General features: G+C 42.0%; 18 protein-coding genes and 1 riboswitch. Of the genes, 17 read left to right on the plus strand and 1 reads right to left on the minus strand.

Annotated features, from left to right (window positions below; translation table 11 throughout):
- The first annotated feature begins 45 nt into the window (after positions 1–45).
- The 15 genes from AC1Q59_RS08875 (at position 46) to purD (ending at position 15,799) form a co-directional block, all read left to right on the plus strand.
- Positions 46–1,374, plus strand: coding sequence for an NCS2 family permease (locus AC1Q59_RS08875; RefSeq protein WP_492365456.1), 1,329 nt, complete (start codon positions 46–48; stop codon positions 1,372–1,374).
- Positions 1,375–1,698: 324 nt separating this feature from the next.
- Complete coding sequence (locus tag AC1Q59_RS08880; protein WP_492365457.1) at positions 1,699–2,241, plus strand: DUF2179 domain-containing protein; 543 nt, start codon at positions 1,699–1,701, stop codon at positions 2,239–2,241.
- Positions 2,238–2,441 carry an NETI motif-containing protein gene (locus AC1Q59_RS08885; protein ID WP_492365458.1) on the plus strand — a complete coding sequence of 68 codons (204 nt, stop codon included), beginning with the start codon at positions 2,238–2,240 and terminating at the stop codon, positions 2,439–2,441. Before AC1Q59_RS08880 ends, AC1Q59_RS08885 begins: the two co-directional genes overlap by 4 nt.
- Positions 2,442–2,533: 92 nt before the next feature.
- A riboswitch (purine riboswitch) is annotated at positions 2,534–2,635 on the plus strand.
- A gap of 137 nt (positions 2,636–2,772) precedes the next feature.
- Positions 2,773–3,261, plus strand: a complete 489-nt coding sequence (gene purE, locus AC1Q59_RS08890; protein WP_492365459.1) for a 5-(carboxyamino)imidazole ribonucleotide mutase — start codon at positions 2,773–2,775, stop codon at positions 3,259–3,261.
- Positions 3,248–4,411, plus strand: coding sequence for a 5-(carboxyamino)imidazole ribonucleotide synthase (purK, locus tag AC1Q59_RS08895; protein ID WP_492365460.1), 1,164 nt, complete (start codon positions 3,248–3,250; stop codon positions 4,409–4,411). The genes purE and purK overlap by 14 nt, the downstream gene beginning before the upstream one ends.
- Positions 4,408–5,700: an adenylosuccinate lyase gene (gene purB / locus AC1Q59_RS08900; RefSeq protein WP_492365461.1), complete on the plus strand. Its 1,293-nt coding sequence runs from the start codon at positions 4,408–4,410 to the stop codon at positions 5,698–5,700. Before purK ends, purB begins: the two co-directional genes overlap by 4 nt.
- Before the next feature lie 63 nt (positions 5,701–5,763).
- Positions 5,764–6,489: a phosphoribosylaminoimidazolesuccinocarboxamide synthase gene (gene purC / locus AC1Q59_RS08905; RefSeq protein ID WP_492365462.1), complete on the plus strand. Its 726-nt coding sequence runs from the start codon at positions 5,764–5,766 to the stop codon at positions 6,487–6,489.
- Entirely contained in the window at positions 6,477–6,731 is a 255-nt protein-coding gene (gene purS, locus AC1Q59_RS08910) for a phosphoribosylformylglycinamidine synthase subunit PurS (RefSeq protein ID WP_492365463.1), read from the plus strand. The genes purC and purS overlap by 13 nt, the downstream gene beginning before the upstream one ends.
- Positions 6,728–7,414 carry a phosphoribosylformylglycinamidine synthase subunit PurQ gene (gene purQ, locus AC1Q59_RS08915; protein WP_492365464.1) on the plus strand — a complete coding sequence of 229 codons (687 nt, stop codon included), beginning with the start codon at positions 6,728–6,730 and terminating at the stop codon, positions 7,412–7,414. Before purS ends, purQ begins: the two co-directional genes overlap by 4 nt.
- Complete coding sequence (purL, locus tag AC1Q59_RS08920) at positions 7,398–9,611, plus strand: phosphoribosylformylglycinamidine synthase subunit PurL (protein ID WP_492365465.1); 2,214 nt, start codon at positions 7,398–7,400, stop codon at positions 9,609–9,611. The genes purQ and purL overlap by 17 nt, the downstream gene beginning before the upstream one ends.
- Positions 9,596–11,008, plus strand: coding sequence for an amidophosphoribosyltransferase (gene purF, locus AC1Q59_RS08925; protein ID WP_492365466.1), 1,413 nt, complete (start codon positions 9,596–9,598; stop codon positions 11,006–11,008). Before purL ends, purF begins: the two co-directional genes overlap by 16 nt.
- Before the next feature lie 149 nt (positions 11,009–11,157).
- Positions 11,158–12,183 carry a phosphoribosylformylglycinamidine cyclo-ligase gene (gene purM, locus AC1Q59_RS08930; protein ID WP_492365467.1) on the plus strand — a complete coding sequence of 342 codons (1,026 nt, stop codon included), beginning with the start codon at positions 11,158–11,160 and terminating at the stop codon, positions 12,181–12,183.
- Positions 12,180–12,746, plus strand: coding sequence for a phosphoribosylglycinamide formyltransferase (gene purN, locus AC1Q59_RS08935; RefSeq protein ID WP_492365468.1), 567 nt, complete (start codon positions 12,180–12,182; stop codon positions 12,744–12,746). Before purM ends, purN begins: the two co-directional genes overlap by 4 nt.
- Positions 12,747–12,770: 24 nt before the next feature.
- Positions 12,771–14,306 carry a bifunctional phosphoribosylaminoimidazolecarboxamide formyltransferase/IMP cyclohydrolase gene (gene purH, locus AC1Q59_RS08940; protein ID WP_492365469.1) on the plus strand — a complete coding sequence of 512 codons (1,536 nt, stop codon included), beginning with the start codon at positions 12,771–12,773 and terminating at the stop codon, positions 14,304–14,306.
- Between the two features lie 221 nt (positions 14,307–14,527).
- Complete coding sequence (purD, locus tag AC1Q59_RS08945; RefSeq protein ID WP_492365470.1) at positions 14,528–15,799, plus strand: phosphoribosylamine--glycine ligase; 1,272 nt, start codon at positions 14,528–14,530, stop codon at positions 15,797–15,799.
- Here purD and AC1Q59_RS08950 read toward each other — a convergent pair.
- Entirely contained in the window at positions 15,777–15,899 is a 123-nt protein-coding gene (locus AC1Q59_RS08950) for an EYxxD motif small membrane protein (RefSeq protein WP_492365471.1), read from the minus strand. The two genes, purD and AC1Q59_RS08950, sit on opposite strands and share 23 nt — an antisense overlap.
- Positions 15,900–16,116: 217 nt before the next feature.
- Here AC1Q59_RS08950 and AC1Q59_RS08955 point away from each other — a divergent pair, with 217 nt between their 5' ends.
- Positions 16,117–17,859: an adenine deaminase C-terminal domain-containing protein gene (locus tag AC1Q59_RS08955; RefSeq protein ID WP_492365472.1), complete on the plus strand. Its 1,743-nt coding sequence runs from the start codon at positions 16,117–16,119 to the stop codon at positions 17,857–17,859.
- A 104-nt stretch (positions 17,860–17,963) separates the two neighbouring features.
- Positions 17,964–19,034, plus strand: coding sequence for a DUF3048 domain-containing protein (locus tag AC1Q59_RS08960; RefSeq protein WP_492365473.1), 1,071 nt, complete (start codon positions 17,964–17,966; stop codon positions 19,032–19,034).
- Positions 19,035–19,042 lie beyond the last annotated feature (8 nt).

Consider the following 19,042-nt stretch of genomic DNA (forward strand, 5'->3'; position numbering starts at 1 on the left):
GAAGCATTTTTATTTTGCAAAGCAGTGAAATAAGGAGGAAGAAAGATGAAAAAGTACTTCAACTTCGAAGAACTTGGCACTAATTACAGACGTGAAATTATTGGCGGTCTGACAACATTTTTATCGATGGCATATATTTTAATTGTTAACCCACTTACTCTTTCGTTGCAATCGATACCAGATCTTCCAGACGCCATGAGAATGGACGCTCAAGCAGTATTTGTTGCTACGGCACTGGCTGCAGCGGTTGGATCATTGATGATGGGGCTGATTGCAAAATATCCAATAGGCTTGGCTCCAGGTATGGGGTTAAATGCGTTTTTTGCTTATACGGTGATATTAACATACGGAATTCCCTGGCAGCATGCCCTTGGCGGTGTATTAATCTCTGGTCTTATTTTTATTGTTCTTTCACTGACAGGCTTGCGGGAAATAGTTATTAATGCGATCCCTGCGGAAATGAAATATGCTGTGGCTGCTGGGATAGGGTTATTTATTGCTTTCTTAGGATTTCAAAATGCGGGAATTATTGTTCATAATGATGCAGTGCTAGTTGGCTTAGGCGATTTAACGAATGGAAATACATTACTAGCGATTTTTGGTCTTATTTTAACAGTTATCCTTATGACACGCGGAATCAAGGGCGGAATCTTCTATGGAATTGTAATTACAGCAATTGTTGGCATGGTTTTCAATTTAATTGATGCCCCAGAAAAGATTGTCGGTTCAATTCCAAGTGTGGCACCAACGTTCGGAGCAGCTTTTGAGTCTTTTGGTGACAGCTCATTTTACACTACGCAAATGTTGGCAGTTGTTTTAACTTTTCTTTTCGTAGACTTCTTTGATACAGCCGGTACACTTGTAGGCGTTGCAAGTCAAGCGGGGCTAATGAAAGGGGACAAGCTTCCTCGTGCTGGAAAGGCGCTGCTTGCGGATTCATGTGCTACAGTAACAGGAGCTATTTTTGGAACATCTACGACCACTTCTTATGTTGAATCAACAGCTGGAGTTGCTGCAGGAGCGAGAACAGGATTTGCAGCCATTGTCGTAGCAGGACTATTCTTATTATCATTATTTTTCGCACCGCTATTATCTGTTATTACTTCACCTGTCACAGCACCTGCTTTAATTATTGTTGGGGTGTTAATGGTATCATCCTTAGGGAAAATTGACTGGAATAAGTTCGAAATTGCCGTTCCAGCTTTTCTGATCATCATTGCAATGCCATTAACCTACAGTATTGCGACAGGAATTGCGATTGGCTTTATCTTCTATCCAATTACAATGCTAGTAAAAGGACGCGGAAAAGAGATTCATCCAATTATGTACTTGTTGTTTGTTATCTTCGTTCTATACTTTATTTTCTTGAAATAAGCTGTGCTAAAAGCTAATGTTGAATTTAACCGCTTAGTTGATCTTCGCTGCAGGCGCGTAGACTCCTGGGGGATCAGCGTTGAAGCGAGACCCCGCAGGAGCGTGAGCTCCGAGGAGGCTCGCAAAACGCCCCCCGGAAAGCGAAGCGCCTGGAGTGGAAATCAACGGCCAAATTTAACAAAGCCTAAAATAAAAACTTGGGGATTCGCGTCATGCGGGTCTCCTTTTTTTATTGTTTTTGTTTCTGAATATTTACCTAGACTAAGTATAAGAATGATAATATTTAGGGTAGAGAATGGTATACGATGAAGGAGGGGTTTTGCCATGCTTGAAAATAGTTTCGTGATGGTATCCATCATTCTTATTATTAATATTGTCTATGTGTCTTTTTTTACGATAAGAATGATTCTTACTTTAAAAGGACAGCGGTATTTAGCTGCATTCATAAGCACGATTGAAGTGGTTATTTATGTTGTCGGTCTTGGTCTCGTTTTAGATAACTTAAATCAAATCCAGAATCTAATCGCCTATGCTGTTGGATATGGAATTGGTGTTATTGTTGGCATGAAAATTGAGGAGAAGCTGGCTCTTGGTTATATTACTGTTAATGTGATCACTAAAGAATATGATCGGGATCTCCCGAAAGAGCTGCGAAATAAGGGCTATGGAGTAACGACCTGGGCTGCCAACGGGCTTGAGGGGAATCGGATGGCACTGCAAATTCTAACGCCAAGGAAATACGAATTAAGGCTTTATCAAACCATCAAGGAGCTGGACCCTAAGGCATTTATTATCGCCTACGAGCCGAAAACGATATATGGCGGGTTCTGGGTTAAGTCTGTTAAGAAAGGGAAGTTATATTCATGAGTAAGGGAAAAAAGAAAGCCATATTTGAGGTGCAGGATAATGAAACGATTGATATGTGCCTGGATAGAATGAATAAGGCAGGGTTTTTTCCAATAAAAAGAACTGAAAAGCCCATCTTTCAGGAAATTGAAAAGGACGGAGAAATCACCTATGAGCCGGCCGGAAGGAAAATTATTTTTGAAGCAGTTGCAGTTGACTAAATACACGAACATTGTTAACGAGATAGTCATAAACGTTCGAGAATACGATTGACATGATCCCCTTTTTGCTGTTAAGATGAGGTTAGAAAATAAATTAATCAAATATGAACCCTCGTATAATAATGGGAATATGGCCCATAAGTATCTACCCGATAACCGTAAATTATTGGACTATGAGGGAAAGTAAATAGACTGGCACAGTAAAAAGGGGCTTATCTTATTTTTTGTTGCCGCCTTTTTTAAACAGCCTGGACATTTCACTTTCTCTCATTGCAGAAGGTGTTTGTCCAGGTTTTTTTATATAATAAAAAGCTTTGAACTGGAGGAGAAAGTGTTGGCACAAGTAGGAGTGATCATGGGAAGCAAATCAGATTGGGAAACAATGAAATTTGCTTGTGAAATATTAGACGAACTCGAGATCTCATACGAAAAGAAGGTAGTATCTGCCCATCGGACTCCGGATCTCATGTTTGAATATGCCGAGAATGCTAGAGAAAAAGGGATAAAGGTGATTATTGCCGGTGCAGGCGGGGCAGCCCATCTGCCAGGTATGGTTGCCGCAAAAACAACACTGCCTGTCATTGGAGTTCCAGTGCAGTCAAGAGCTTTAAATGGCCTTGATTCATTATTATCCATCGTGCAAATGCCGGGGGGAGTTCCTGTAGCAACCGTTGCTATTGGGAAAGCAGGTGCAGTGAATGCAGGCCTCTTAGCAGCACAAATCCTCGGATCTTATGATTCCGCAATTGCAGATCGTTTAAATAATAGAAGAGAAAAAACGAAACAAGAAGTGATAGAAAGCAGTGATGAACTTGTCTAAAAAAGTAATCTATCCAGGTCAGACAATAGGAATTATTGGGGGCGGCCAATTAGGCAAAATGATGGCAATGGTAGCCAAAGCACAAGGCTTTAGAATTGCAGTGCTTGATCCTACACCAGATTCACCCTGCGGGCAAATCGCTGATATTGAAATTGTCGGGCAGTATAACGATATGGAATCAATAAAGGAATTGGCTAAGGTGAGCGATGTGATCACCTATGAATTTGAAAATATTAATGCTGAATGTCTGGATTGGCTTTGTGCCAATGCTTACGTACCTCAAGGGTCTGAAGTATTGAAAATTACGCAGGATCGTTCAACAGAAAAAGAAGCCATTCAGCAGGCTGGGGCACAGGTTGCGCCATACTTCGTAATTAGTAGTCCTGCTGAATTATATGAAGGAATTGAAATGCTTGGACTTCCAGCAGTTTTGAAGACTGCCAGGGGCGGATATGATGGAAAAGGGCAATATGTCATAAACGACAAACAGGATGTATCAGAAGCAATAAAGCTGCTTGACCATGGCTTATGTGTTCTTGAGAAATGGGTTCCTTTTGAAAAGGAAATTTCCGTTATTGTCAGCAGAAGTGTTTCAGGAGAAACAGCTGTCTTACCGGTGGGAGAAAATATTCATAAAGAAAACATCCTACACGAGACCATCGTTCCTGCGAGAATTACTAAAAATGCAGAAGAAAAGGCGATAGAAGCGGCCAAGCAGATTGCCAATGCTCTAAATGTGGTTGGAACACTTGCCGTAGAAATGTTCTTGAATGAGGATGATACGATTTATATTAACGAGCTTGCACCAAGACCTCATAATTCAGGACACTATTCCATAGAAGCATGCATGACCTCTCAGTTTGAGCAGCATATCAGAGCCGTTTGTGATTGGCCATTAGGAGAAACAACGTTATTAAAACCTGCTGTAATGGTCAATATATTAGGGCAGCATGTTGAACCATTAATGGAGAAAATACCTTCCTTGCCAGACTGGAAGATTCATTTATACGGCAAAAAGGATGCAAAATACAAACGAAAAATGGGGCATGTCACACTGCTGAGAGACTCTGTAGAAGAGGCATTGGCTGAAGCAGAAAACAGCAAGATTTGGGAAAAAGAAGCAGAAATGATCGGAGGACACATCTCATGATTGAACGTTATACAAGACCTGAAATGGGTGCCATTTGGACAGAACAAAATCGTTTTCAAGCATGGCTTGAGGTTGAAATCCTTGCTTGTGAAGCTTGGTCAGAGTTAGGCGTAATTCCAAAAGAGGATGTGCAAAAGCTTCGTGAAAAAGCATCCTTTGATATTGAGCGCATTAAAGAAATCGAGGAAGAAACCCGCCATGATGTCGTAGCTTTCACACGTGCGGTTTCCGAAACGCTTGGTGAGGAGCGTAAGTGGGTTCATTACGGGTTAACTTCAACGGACGTGGTTGATACAGCCCTTTCATACTTGATTAGACAGGCAAACAGCATTCTGTTGAAGGACGTAGAGGCATTTGTCGAAATTTTAAAAAACAAGGCGCAAGAACACAAATATACGGTCATGATGGGCCGTACTCATGGCGTTCATGCAGAGCCTACGACATTTGGCTTAAAGCTAGCTCTTTGGTATGAAGAGATGAAGCGAAATCTTGAACGGTTCAAAAGCGCTGCAGCTGGAATTGAATTCGGGAAAATTTCCGGTGCAGTCGGCACGTATGCCAATATTGACCCATTTGTTGAAAAATATGTTTGCGAAAAACTTGGCCTAAAGCCTGCACCTATTTCGACACAGACATTGCAGCGTGATCGCCATGCGCATTACATGAGCACCATTGCACTAATCGCAACTTCTATTGAAAAATTTGCCACAGAAATTCGCGGGTTGCAAAAAAGCGAAACACGTGAAGTGGAAGAATTTTTCGCAAAAGGGCAAAAGGGTTCATCGGCAATGCCGCATAAACGAAATCCGATCGGATCTGAGAACATGACAGGAATGGCAAGAGTCATCCGCGGCTATATGCTGACTGCCTATGAAAATGTCTCTTTATGGCATGAACGCGATATCTCACATTCCTCAGCAGAAAGAGTCATCATTCCAGATGCAACGATTGCTTTGAACTATATGTTAAGCCGTTTCGGCAATATCATTAAGAATTTAACGGTTTTCCCTGAGAACATGAAACGAAACATGGATCGGACATTAGGCTTAATTTATTCACAGCGAGTTCTTTTAGCTCTTATCGATAAGGGGCTGCCTCGTGAAGAGGCTTACGATACTGTTCAGCCGCGTGCAATGGAAGCCTGGGAGAAACAGGTGCCATTCCGCAGCCTGATCGAACAAGATGAAAAAATTACATCGAAGCTTTCAGCAGCAGAGATTGATGATTGCTTTGACTATAACTATCACCTAAAGCACGTAGACACCATTTTTGAACGGTTAGGCTTATAAAAGGGTAAAGATATTCTTTATCCTTTTATAAAAATCTTGAACTTCAATGAAGGAGCTGCTGGTATGAAAAAAGGAACACTTTTATATGAGGGCAAAGCGAAAAAAATGTACCAAACAGATGATGAAAATATCGTTTGGGTTGAATATAAAGATTCAGCAACAGCCTTTAATGGAGAAAAGAAAGCAACCATTACCGGCAAGGGGCGTTTAAATAATGAGATTACTAGTCTGATATTTTCAAAGCTTAAAGAGCATGGGGTAGAATCTCACTTCATCAGCAAAATCTCAGAAACAGAACAGCTAGTTAAAAAGCTGCAAATTATTCCCTTAGAAACGGTTGTCCGCAATGTAGCTGCCGGCAGCTTTTCAAAAAGACTCGGAATTGAAGAAGGCAAAAAGCTCTCAAGACCAATCGTTGAATTTTACTATAAAGATGATTCTTTGGGTGATCCGCTGATTACCGAGGACCATATTGACATTCTAAATCTTGCAAATTCAGATGAAGTATCAGCACTTAAACAAATGGCATTAAAGGTCAATGAAGTGCTATCAGAGATTTTTAGAGAAATAGGAGTAGGGCTTATAGACTTTAAGCTTGAATTTGGCAAAGAATCAAGCGGGAAAATTGTGCTTGCTGATGAAATTTCGCCAGATACATGCAGACTGTGGGACCTTAAAACAAACGAAAAGCTTGATAAAGATGTTTTCCGCCGTGACCTTGGAAACCTGACAGATGCATATGAAAATATATTGACTAGACTGGGAGGCCAAATGGTATGTACAAAGTAAAAGTATTCGTCACATTAAGAGAAAGTGTATTAGATCCTCAAGGGACTGCAGTGAAAAGTTCTCTTCACTCCATGAATTATAAGGAAGTCGACGATGTACGTATTGGAAAATACATGGAATTGACCATTGAAAAGTCTGATCGTGATATAGATGTTATTGTAAAAGAAATGTGCGAGCGCTTGTTGGCTAACGTTGTCATAGAGGATTACCGCTATGAAATTGAGGAGGCTGTTTCCAAGTGAAATTTGCGGTTATCGTTTTTCCAGGATCCAATTGTGACGCAGACATGTATCATGCGATAAAGGATGAGCTTGGTGCTGATGTTGAATATGTTTGGCATACCGAAGAGAGCCTAGAGAGTTTTGATGGAATTCTTCTTCCTGGCGGATTTTCATATGGGGATTATCTTCGCTCCGGAGCGATTGCCCGTTTTAGCAATGTGATGAAAGAGGTTATTAAAGCGGCTGAAGCTGGAAAGCCAGTTCTTGGTGTCTGCAATGGTTTTCAGATTCTGCTTGAAGCAGGTCTGCTTCCAGGGGCAATGAGAAGAAACAATAGCTTGAAATTTATTTGCCGCCCTGTGGAATTAAAGGTCGAAAACAGCCAAACGATGTTTTCCTCTGAATATCAGCAAGGGGAAGTTATCACCGTTCCAATTGCACATGGTGAAGGAAATTACTACTGTGATGAGGAAACACTCGCGGAATTGAAAGAAAATAACCAAATTGTTTTCACTTATAACGGTATGAATCCAAATGGAAGCTTAGAGAATATTGCTGGAATCACAAATAAAAAAGGCAATGTCCTTGGAATGATGCCCCATCCAGAAAGAGCTGTTGACGAGCTTCTAGGAAGTGCGGATGGATTAAGGCTATTTCAATCAATCGTAAAAAATTGGAGGGAAGCACATGTCGTTAATGCTTGAACCAAATCCAGAGCAGCTGAGAGAACAAAAAGTATATAAAGAAATGGGTTTAACCGATGAAGAATTTGCGATGATTGAAAAAATTCTTGGCAGACTGCCAAATTATACGGAGATTGGTCTTTTCTCTGTTATGTGGTCTGAGCATTGCAGCTACAAGAATTCAAAGCCAGTCTTAAGGAAATTCCCGACAAAGGGCGAAAGAGTTCTTCAGGGTCCTGGTGAAGGAGCCGGAATTGTTGATATTGGTGACCAGCAGGCTGTCGTATTTAAGATTGAAAGCCATAACCACCCTTCAGCGATTGAGCCATATCAAGGCGCTGCCACTGGAGTTGGCGGAATTATCCGTGACGTATTCTCCATGGGAGCTAGACCTGTTGCTATGTTAAATTCACTGCGATTCGGTGAGTTGGATAATGAACGGACGAAGTATCTTTTTAAAGAGGTAGTAGCAGGCATCGCTGGTTACGGGAATTGTATCGGTATTCCAACGGTTGGCGGGGAAATTCAGGTAGATCCTTCTTATGAAGGAAATCCGCTTGTAAATGCGATGTGTGTCGGATTAATTGATCATAAAGATATTCAAAAAGGGCAGGCGCGGGGCGTTGGCAATACAGTGATGTATGTTGGAGCGAAAACAGGCCGTGACGGTATCCACGGGGCAACCTTTGCATCAGAAGAATTAACAGATCAATCGGATGAAAAGCGTCCAGCAGTACAAGTCGGCGATCCTTTCATGGAAAAACTGCTTCTTGAAGCATGTCTAGAGCTTGTTCATAATGATGCTCTTGTTGGTATTCAGGATATGGGTGCCGCAGGTCTGACTAGTTCATCAGCTGAAATGGCAAGTAAAGCAGGATCTGGCATTGAAATGAATCTTGACCTTGTTCCGCAAAGGGAAACAGGAATGAATGCCTATGAAATGATGCTTTCAGAATCACAGGAAAGAATGCTGATCGTTGTCAAGAAGGGCCGTGAGCAGGAAATTTCTGACCTTTTCTCAAAATATGGCCTGGAAGCTGTTGCTGTCGGAAAGGTAACAGATGATAAAATGCTTCGTCTATACCATAAAGGTGAGGTTGTGGCAGACGTACCAGTTGATGCGCTGGCAGAAGATGCTCCAGTATATCACAAGCCATCAAAAGAACCAGCTTATTACCGCGAATTTCAGGAAATGGAAACAGATATTCCAGCTGTTGATGACTATAAAGAGACATTAATAGAATTATTGAAGCAGCCTACAATCGCAAGCAAAGAGTGGGTTTATGATCAGTACGACTATCAAGTGCGGACTAGTACAGTCGTTGCGCCAGGTTCTGATGCTGCTGTTATTCGTATCCGCGGTACACAAAAAGGCCTTGCGATGACCACTGACTGTAACTCCCGCTATCTATACCTAGATCCGGAAACGGGTGGAAAAATTGCTGTTGCAGAGGCAGCAAGAAATATTGTCTGCTCTGGCGGTGAACCACTGGCCATTACTGATGGACTTAACTTCGGCTCACCAGAAAAGCCAGAAATCTTCTGGCAGATTGAAAAGGCTGCTGATGGTATCAGTGAAGCATGTCTGGCTTTGGATACACCGGTTATTGGCGGAAATGTCTCATTATACAATGAAACAAGCGGTGAAGCGATCTATCCGACACCAATCATTGGCATGGTAGGCCTTGTTGAAGATATCAAGCATGTCACCACGCAATCATTTAAAGAAACTGGAGACCTTATTTATCTATTAGGCGATACGAAGGATGAATTTGGCGGCAGTGAATTACAAAAATTAACTTACGGAAAAGTGTTTGGCAAGGCTCCGGAACTAAATCTTGAAATAGAAAACCGCAGTCAAAGCCAGGTTTTATCAGCGATTCGTGCGGGACTCGTTCAATCAGCACATGATGTGGCTGAAGGCGGCTTAGGAGTTGCGGCAGCAGAAAGTTTATTTGGCACCGGACTTGGAGCTAATATTCAAATTACCGGCAATAAGGTTTCAGCTCTTTTTGCTGAGTCACAATCACGCTTTTTACTTTCCGTTAAAAAAGATAACAAAGAGCAATTTGAAAGTTTAGTAGACGCGAGACTTATCGGTGAAGTGATAGAGCATCCAGTATTAACAATTGCCTCTGGAGAGGAGATTGTTATAGCCGAAGATATTAAAACATTAGAGGATGCTTGGAAAGGGGCCATTCCATGCTTGCTGAAATAAAAGGTTTAAATGAAGAGTGCGGAGTCTTTGGTGTATGGGGTCATCCGGAAGCGTCACAAATAACATATTATGGACTGCACAGCCTGCAGCACCGCGGCCAGGAAGGAACAGGCATGGTCGTAACGGATGGAAAAAGGCTAAAAGGAAGAAAAGGTGAGGGGCTTGTTTCTGAAATCTTCACCAACGAATCTATTCAGGAACTGACCGGCAAGGGAGCTATCGGTCATGTCAGATACTCAACAGCTGGCGGCGGTGGCTATGAAAATGTGCAGCCATTGTTATTTAACTTCCAAATCGGCAGCCTTGCCCTTTGCCATAATGGAAATTTAACCAATGCAAATGCTTTAAGGAATCAGCTTGAAGGACAGGGAAGCATCTTCCAGACAAGTTCAGATACAGAGGTGTTAGCACACCTGATTAGACGAAGCGGACTTATGCCGTTAAAAGAAAAAGTAAAAAATGCGCTTTCTATGATCAAAGGCGCCTATGCTTTTCTGGTCATGACAGAAACAGAATTAATGGTTGCTCTAGATCCAAACGGCATGAGACCGCTCTCTCTCGGGAAGCTCGGCGACGCCTATGTTGTAGCGTCTGAAACATGTGCCTTTGATCTTGTTGGTGCCACATATGTCCGTGACGTTAAGCCGGGCGAATTGCTGATCATCAGTGATGAGGGTGTTCGTTCTGAAACGTTTGCTGTCGCTTCAAATATTGCGATGTGCACAATGGAATATGTTTATTTTTCAAGACCTGACAGCGATATTAACGGGATAAATGTCCATACAGCACGGAAAAATCTCGGCAAGCAATTAGCCCTTGAATTTCCGTTTGAAGCTGATGTTGTAACGGGTGTTCCTGACTCAAGCATCTCGGTTGCAATCGGCTATGCAGAAGCGACGGGCATTCCTTATGAATTAGGCCTGATCAAAAATCGCTATGTCGGCAGAACTTTTATTAAGCCTTCACAGTCGTTAAGGGAGCAAGGGGTCAAAATGAAGCTTTCCCCTGTCAGAGGTGTTGTTGAAGGAAAAAGAGTCGTCATGGTGGATGATTCCATTGTACGCGGAACAACAAGCAAGCGGATTGTTAACATGCTTAAGGATGCAGGAGCGAAAGAAGTTCATGTTCTGATTAGTTCTCCTCCAATCCAGCACCCATGTTTCTATGGAATTGATACATCAACGAAAGAAGAGCTCATTGCAGCCAACTATTCTGTTGAGGAAATCAGACAAATCATTGGAGCGGACACACTAAACTTCCTAAGTGTGGAAGGTACGGTAAAGGCAATCGGCAGAAAAATGGAAGACGGCACATGCGGCCAATGTCTTGCATGCTTTACCGGAAAATACCCAACAGAAATCTACCCATCCTTGACAGAGGAAACAGTACTAGCTTAACGCGTCACCGCATCGGGGGCCTGACCCCCGGTGGTTTGACCCCCGGTGGTTTAACGCGTTACTGCACTGGGGGCATGTCCCCCGGTAGTTTAATGCGTTAAATTATGTGTGAAGATTGATAATATCCCTACTTTTTAGGAGGAACCAGAATGGCTAATGCTTATAAACAAGCAGGTGTGAACATTGAGGCAGGCTATGAGGCCGTATCCCGAATGAAAAAGCATGTGCAAAAAACGATTCGTCCTGGGGTGCTTGGCGGGCTAGGCGGATTTGGCGGCATGTTTGACCTTTCTGCTCTTAATCTAAAGGAGCCAGTATTAGTATCAGGAACGGATGGCGTCGGAACAAAATTAATGCTTGCCTTCATGATGGATAAACATGACACCATCGGTATTGATGCGGTTGCCATGTGTGTGAACGATATCGTTGTTCAAGGGGCTGAACCGATTTATTTCCTAGATTACATTGCTTGCGGTAAAGCAGAACCTATGAAGATTGAAGCAATTGTCAAAGGAATTTCCGATGGATGTGAGCAAGCTGGCTGTGCTCTTGTCGGCGGGGAAACGGCTGAAATGCCGGGGATGTACAGTGAAGAGGAGTATGATTTAGCCGGTTTTGCTGTCGGCGCTTGCGAGAAATCAAAGGTCATCAGCGGAGAGAAAATTAAGGCTGGCGATGTTTTGATTGGGCTTGCTTCAAGCGGCATCCACAGCAATGGCTACTCCCTTGTCAGAAAGCTATTCTTTGAAGTAGCAAATATGAAATTAACTGACCATGTGGATGAATTGGGCTGCACCTTGGGTGAGGAGCTGCTTCGTCCTACTAAAATTTATGTGAAATCAATTTTATCTGCATTAAATAAATTTGATATAAAAGGCATGGCTCATATTACAGGCGGCGGTTTTATCGAGAATATCCCGCGTATGCTTCCAGAGGGATTGGGTGCAGAACTTGCTGAAAAGAATTGGGATGTCCTTCCTGTGTTTCAATTGATGGAATCAATCGGAAACCTTGATCGAATGGAAATGTACAATATTTTTAATATGGGTACAGGCATGGTTATCGCTTTGGATAAGGATGAAGCAGATGCTGCTATTGAATATTTTCAATCCATTGGAGAAAAAGCTTATTCTATCGGAATCGTAACCGAGCAGGAAGGCATTGTGATAAGATGAAAAATATCGCGATATTTGCATCAGGGAGCGGAACTAATTTTCAAGCAATCGTTGAGACGGTCAAAAAAGAAGAGCTGAAGGCTAATATTAGCCTGCTTGTTTGCGACCAGCCGGGCGCTTATTGCTTGGAGCGAGCGAAAAAAGAAGAAATTCCGCAATATGCTTTTCGTGCCAGAGACTTTGCCGGAAAAGAAGAGTACGAGAATGAGATTCTTAAAAATCTGCGTGAATTCCAGGTTGAATTTATCGTTCTAGCAGGATATATGAGGCTGATAGGAACAGTTCTTTTGCGTGAATTTGAAGGAAAGATTGTTAATATCCATCCATCGCTGCTTCCTGCTTTTCCAGGGAAGGATGCGATTGGCCAGGCTCTTTTAGCAAAGGTGGACCAGACAGGTGTGACCGTCCATTTTGTTGATGAGGGCATGGATACGGGTCCAATTATTGCACAAAAGGCTGTAACAATTGATGAAAACGAAACGATAGAAAGCCTTCAGGAAAAGATCCATAAAATTGAACATGAACTTTATCCAGCAGTTTTGAACAAATTATTATCGGAGTAATTCAGGAAATTGGGAGGAATTTCGATGAAAAAACGTGCACTCATCAGTGTATCTGACAAAAATGGCGTAACTGAATTTGCGAAACAATTAAGCGAGCTTGGGTTTGAAATTATTTCTACAGGCGGTACGAAAAAAGCCCTTGAAGAAAGCGGAGTCCCTGTAATCGGGGTGAGTGATGTAACTGGTTTTCCAGAGATTTTAGAAGGCCGTGTAAAAACATTAAATCCGATGATCCATGGAGGATTGCTCGCTAAATTTGCAAATCCAGACCATCAAAAGCAAATGGAGGACCATCAAATTCAGCCCATTCAGGTTGTTTGTGTGAATCTTTATCCATTCCAGCAAACAATCGCAAAGCCTGAAGTAACTGTGGAAGATGCCATTGAAAATATTGATATTGGCGGACCGGCGATGCTGCGTGCATCAGCTAAAAATCACGAATATGTAACTGTTGTTGTTGATCCTGTTGATTATGACACAGTATTAAGCCAGCTTAAGGAAAATGGTGAAGTTCAAAAGGAAACACGCCGCAAGCTTGCAGCAAAGGTTTTCCGTCATACTGCAGCTTATGATGCTTTAATTGCTGATTATATGACGAACTTAGCGGGCGAAGAAGCACCAGAAAAGCTGACAGTAACCTATGAACTGAAGCAGTCATTAAGATATGGCGAAAATCCTCATCAAAAAGCAGCTTTTTATCGCAAGCCATTAGGATCTGAATTTTCTATTGCAAACGCAGAGCAATTGCACGGAAAAGAGCTTTCCTATAATAACATCAATGATGCAGAGGCAGCACTGCAAATTGTGAAGGAATTCACTGAACCTGCTGCTGTCGCTGTTAAGCATATGAATCCATGCGGAGTTGGAAGCGGAAAAACTGTTTTAGATGCCTACTCTAAAGCATTTGCTGCAGACCCTGTCTCCATTTTTGGCGGAATTATTGCCTTTAACAGAGAAGTAGACGCGGCAACTGCACAAAGACTGCATGAAATTTTCCTTGAAATTGTCATTGCTCCTTCATTCTCAAAAGAAGCATTGGACGTTTTAACAAGCAAAAAGAACTTGCGTTTATTGACCATCCCATTCGACAAAAACAACAAAGAAGAAGTTAAGTTAACTTCTATCGAAGGCGGTTTATTGGTCCAGCAATATGATCAATATTCACTTGAAAATGCAACGATTTCTGTTCCAACAAAAAGAGAGCCTTCCGAAGAAGAATGGCAAGCCTTAAAGTTTGGCTGGAAAATCGTCAAACATGTGAAATCGAATGCTATTGTGGTTAATAATGCCGATATGACACTTGGAATTGGTGCAGGTCAAATGAATCGCGTCGGTTCTGCAAAGATTGCCCTTGAGCAAGCTGGCAATAAAGCAACTGGAGCTGTTATGGCATCGGATGCGTTCTTCCCAATGGATGACACAGTAGAAGCAGCTGCAAAGGCAGGAATTACAGCCATTATTCAGCCTGGCGGTTCTATCCGCGACGAAGACTCCATTAAGAAGGCTGATGAATACGGAATCGCAATGGTGTTCACGGGAGTAAGACATTTCAAACACTAACTTTATTCAGCAGAAGTCCCACACTTCTATAAGTGGTGGGATGAATGCAAAAAGAGTAACCAATTCAGTGTGGGTTCAAACCCTGCTGAATAAAGTTAAGCCTCCGGCGGATGCCTCGATTTTTAAAAGGAAATTTTTCGAGCTAGCTCGAAAAAAATCGGGCGCAAATACGCCGAGGCGCATTTGATTCTTTGACTTAATAACCAATGGGGGTTTTTATATTGAAAACACTAGTTATTGGCAAAGGCGGCCGTGAGCATGCTATTTGCAGGAAGCTTTCTGAAAGCCCATCTGTTACTAAAACTTATGTGGCACCTGGAAATCCGGGAATGCAGGATGTCGCAGTGCCTGTAGCCATTTCTGAAAATGAGCATGACAAGCTGATTCAATTTGCAAAAGACAATGATATTACCCTTACCGTTATTGGCCCGGAGGTTCCGCTTCTTGAAGGATTGGCTGACCGCTTTGAAGCAGAGGGACTTAAAGTTTTCGGACCGAAAAAATCCGCTGCTTTAATCGAGGGAAGCAAATCCTTTGCAAAGGATTTAATGAAAAAATACGATATCCCAACGGCAGATTACGCAGTTTTTTCAACCTATGATGAAGCGAAAGCCTATTTAGAAGAGAAGGGTGCGCCTATTGTTCTTAAGGCAGATGGTTTAGCTGCCGGCAAAGGTGTTACTGTTGCAATGACCATGGATGAAGCGCAAGAGACGTTAGAGGAGCTGCTGTTAAACGGGAAGTTTGGCGAAGCTTCAGCAACCGTCGTGATGGAAGAATTTTTGACTGGTGAAGAAATTTCATTGATGGCTTTTGTAAATGGGGAAAATGTGATTCCGCTTGAAGCAGCTCAGGATCATAAGCGCGCTTATGACGGGGATCAAGGTCCTAATACTGGCGGAATGGGGGCTTATTCTCCAGTACCGCATATTAGCCAGGATGTAATTAGGGAATCGGTGGAAAAAATCCTAAAGTCAGCAGCTAAGGCACTTGTTTCTGAAGGCAGACATTTTTGCGGAGTTCTATATGCTGGACTTATTATTACTGATCAAGGACCAAAGGTTATTGAATTTAATGCCCGCTTCGGTGACCCGGAAACCCAGGTGGTTCTGCCTAGAATGAAATCAGATTTAGCGCAAACGATGCTGTCAGTCATTCAAGGAGAAACACCTGAGATTCTTTGGGATGAACAAGCTGTGCTGGGAGTCGTTGCTGCATCAGTCGGCTATCCAAATGATTATCAAAAAGGCTATGTTATTTCAGGATTAGAAGATATTGACACCAGCGTGCAGGTTTTTCATGCTGGAACAAATAAAGATAGCGAAGGCAGCTTTATTACAGATGGCGGCCGTGTCCTCCTTGCTGCAGCAAAAGCGGATACACTTGGTGAAGCACAAAAAACAGTTTACACAGAACTGGAAAAGATCAAGTGTGAGGGGCTATTTTACCGCAAGGATATAGGCCACAAGGCTATCGAGCGCGTTTTCTCTTAGTAACTGCCGTGTAGGCATAAATTAAAGCAATAATGCCGCCGACGGCCGAAGCTACAACAAAAGATGCATGGGAAACATATTCATAAAACAATCTAATCACTCCTATTCTTAATGGGCTGTTTCAAAAAGGTGCAATCACCTGTTTTGAGGCAGTCCTTTTTTACTTTTTTTGAAAAAACATTGTAATTCTTTAATGCGTTAAACAGTAAAATATGTTAATATAAAACAAAGAATGTAAGGGCTTTCTTTTCCGATTTAGCCGTAAAAAATGTTAATAAAATATAGATAAAAATTTTTATACAGGGGGAGGGGTTCTTGTGCTGGAACAGCGTTACCGATGGAAAAATAAGCATTTGCGTGACCATGTTTCCGTATTGGACGGCAAGTTGTCACCAACACTGCTGCTAAAAAACGCTCGTTATCTAAATTACGCACTGCGCACATGGGTAACAGCGAATATTTGGATATATGATGATCGCATTGTCTATGTCGGAGAAAGGCTCCCCGAAAAAACAGGACAATGCGAAGTAGTGGATTGTGAAGGTCTTGCGCTGGTTCCAGGCTATATCGAGCCGCATGCACATCCACATCAGTTATATAATCCCCTCTCATTTGCTGCCTATGCATCACAGTTCGGCACGACAACCTTGGTCAATGACAATATGGTTCTTGCTGTACAGATGGATAAAAGGAAAGCGTTTTCATTCCTGAGAGAAATGCGTCAGATTCCAACAACCATGTACTGGTGGTGCCGATTTGATGCACAAACAGAGATTCAGAATGAAGAGGCTGTATTTTCACACAGCAATATTAAATCTTGGCTGGAGCATGACGCTGTTTTGCAAGGTGGAGAGCTGACGGGATGGCCAAAATTGCTGGATGGCGACGATTTGATGCTTCATTGGATTCAGGAAACCAAGCGGATGAGAAAACCGATTGAAGGACACTTTCCTGGAGCATCTGAACGGACGCTCGCTAAATTAATGCTTCTTGGCGCTGATTGTGATCATGAGGCTATGACTGGAAAAGATGCCTATAATAGGCTGATGCAGGGATATACGGTCTCTCTGAGATATTCGTCCATACGGCCAGATTTGCCGGTTATTTTGGATGAACTGCATGAAATGGGTATTCACCATTACGACAGCTTTATTTTAACAACGGATGGATCGCCATCTTCCTTTTATGAGCAGGGGGTCATAGATCATTTGATCCGCATTGCCATTGAAAAGGGTGTTCCAATTATCGATGCCTATAATATGGGAACCATCAATGCAGCCCGCTATTATAATATTGACCATTTACATGGAATGATTGCTACCGGGCGTGTGGCCAACATTAACTTTTTAACAAGCGAGTATGAACCTACACCTGTATCCGTGCTTGCGAAAGGGAAATGGGTAAAACGCGATGGAGCTGTACAGGATGTGTATAAGGCTGTTAAATGGGAGACCCAAGGATTTGAGCCTTTAGATATAGATTGGGAAATTGAGCAGGATGATCTGCAATTTTCAATGCCATTTGGGATTCAAATGGAAAACTCAGTAATCACAAAGCCATATTCAATCATGATTGACCTTTCGGGTAATACTCTCTCCTCTGCCCATGATGAATGTTTCTTCATGCTGATGGACAGAAATGGTAAGTGGAGGATTAATACTACATTAAAAGGTTTTGCGAATAAATTGGATGGACTGGCAAGCTCTTTTTCAAACACAGGGGATATTATTATCATTGGAAAGAGCAAAAAGGATATGGTTGCTGCTTTTAATCGGTTGAAAGAAATGGGCGGTGGCATCTGTATTTCGGAAAAAGGCAAAATAGTTCATGAAATTCCGCTTAAAATCAAAGGTGTAATGGCGGATATGAAGGTGGAAGAACTGATCGAAAAGGAGAAAGTCCTTTTAAAATATTTGATTGAAAGGGGCTATTCCCATGTGGATCCCATCTATTCACTTTCCTTTTTCTCTTCCACCCATTTGCCATACATTCGCGTCACCCCGCAGGGAATGTACGATGTCATGAATAAAACTGTTCTCTTTCCGACGATAATGCGTTAAAATATAAAAGGAAAAGGAATTGAGAGACTTTTTCTACTATTTCTTTGATACGCTCGTGCGAGTTTGTGCGAGGAAATTCTCAAGTTATTTTTAGGGGTGCCTTCATGCTGAAAAAATGGATGGCTGCATTATCAGTGGCAATGCTTGTAGTTACAGGATGCAGTAATAATAATCAAACAGCCGTCGATGATGAAGATAAGGAAGTTCAAAAGGACATCACAGAGAATACGAAAGAAGTACATGGAAATATTGATCAAGAAATGCCCTACCGGTTTCCGTTAACTGGTATAGGGACAGAAAAAAATCCTGAGACCCGAGCGGTGGCTGTAATGATTAATAATCATCCTAAAGCTCGTCCGCAATCAGGGTTAGAAGAAGCAGATATTGTCTATGAATTACTTGCAGAAGGGGATGTAACCAGATTCCTTGCCATTTACCAAAGTGGAAAACCCGAAAAAATTGGCCCAGTCAGAAGTGCCAGAGACTACTATATTGAAATCGCCAAAGGATATGATAGTATATATATTGCTCACGGCTATAGTCCTGAAGCAAAAAAGATGCTTGAAAACGGCTATATTGATAACTTAAATGGCATGGTATATGACGGCATTCTTTTTAAGCGTGATCAAACGCGAAAAGCCCCTCATAATTCTTATATTTCATACGACAGCATTGTAAAAGGTGCTGAAATAAGAAATTATTCAATGGAAGAGGATGAGGAACCGCTGACCTTTTTAAAAAAGGAAGAAGTTCAGAACTTAGAGGGTGAGCCAGCTCATTCGGCCATGATAAATTACTTTAATAACAGTATTTATAATAGCATCTATGAATATGACGAGAAACTTGACAAGTATAAAAGGTACTCAAATGGTGATCTGACTATCGACCAAAATACCGGTGACCCCGTACTGCTTGATAATATTTTTATAGTTGAAACCAATCATCGTGTTATTGATGAGGCAGGCCGAAGATCCATTGATTTAACTTCAGGAGGAAATGCCTATTTGCTGCAGAAGGGAAAATGGAAAGAGGCTCAATGGCGCAACATTGATGGAAGAATTTTACCGGTTATTGATGGCGTGGAAGCGGGGCTTGTGCCAGGGAAGACCTGGATAAACGTCATTCCTTCGAGCCCAGGATTAGAGCAAACCGTTTCTTTTGATGTAAAGGAATAGTATTCAAA

The organism is Cytobacillus sp. MT66 (genome assembly GCF_058792595.1).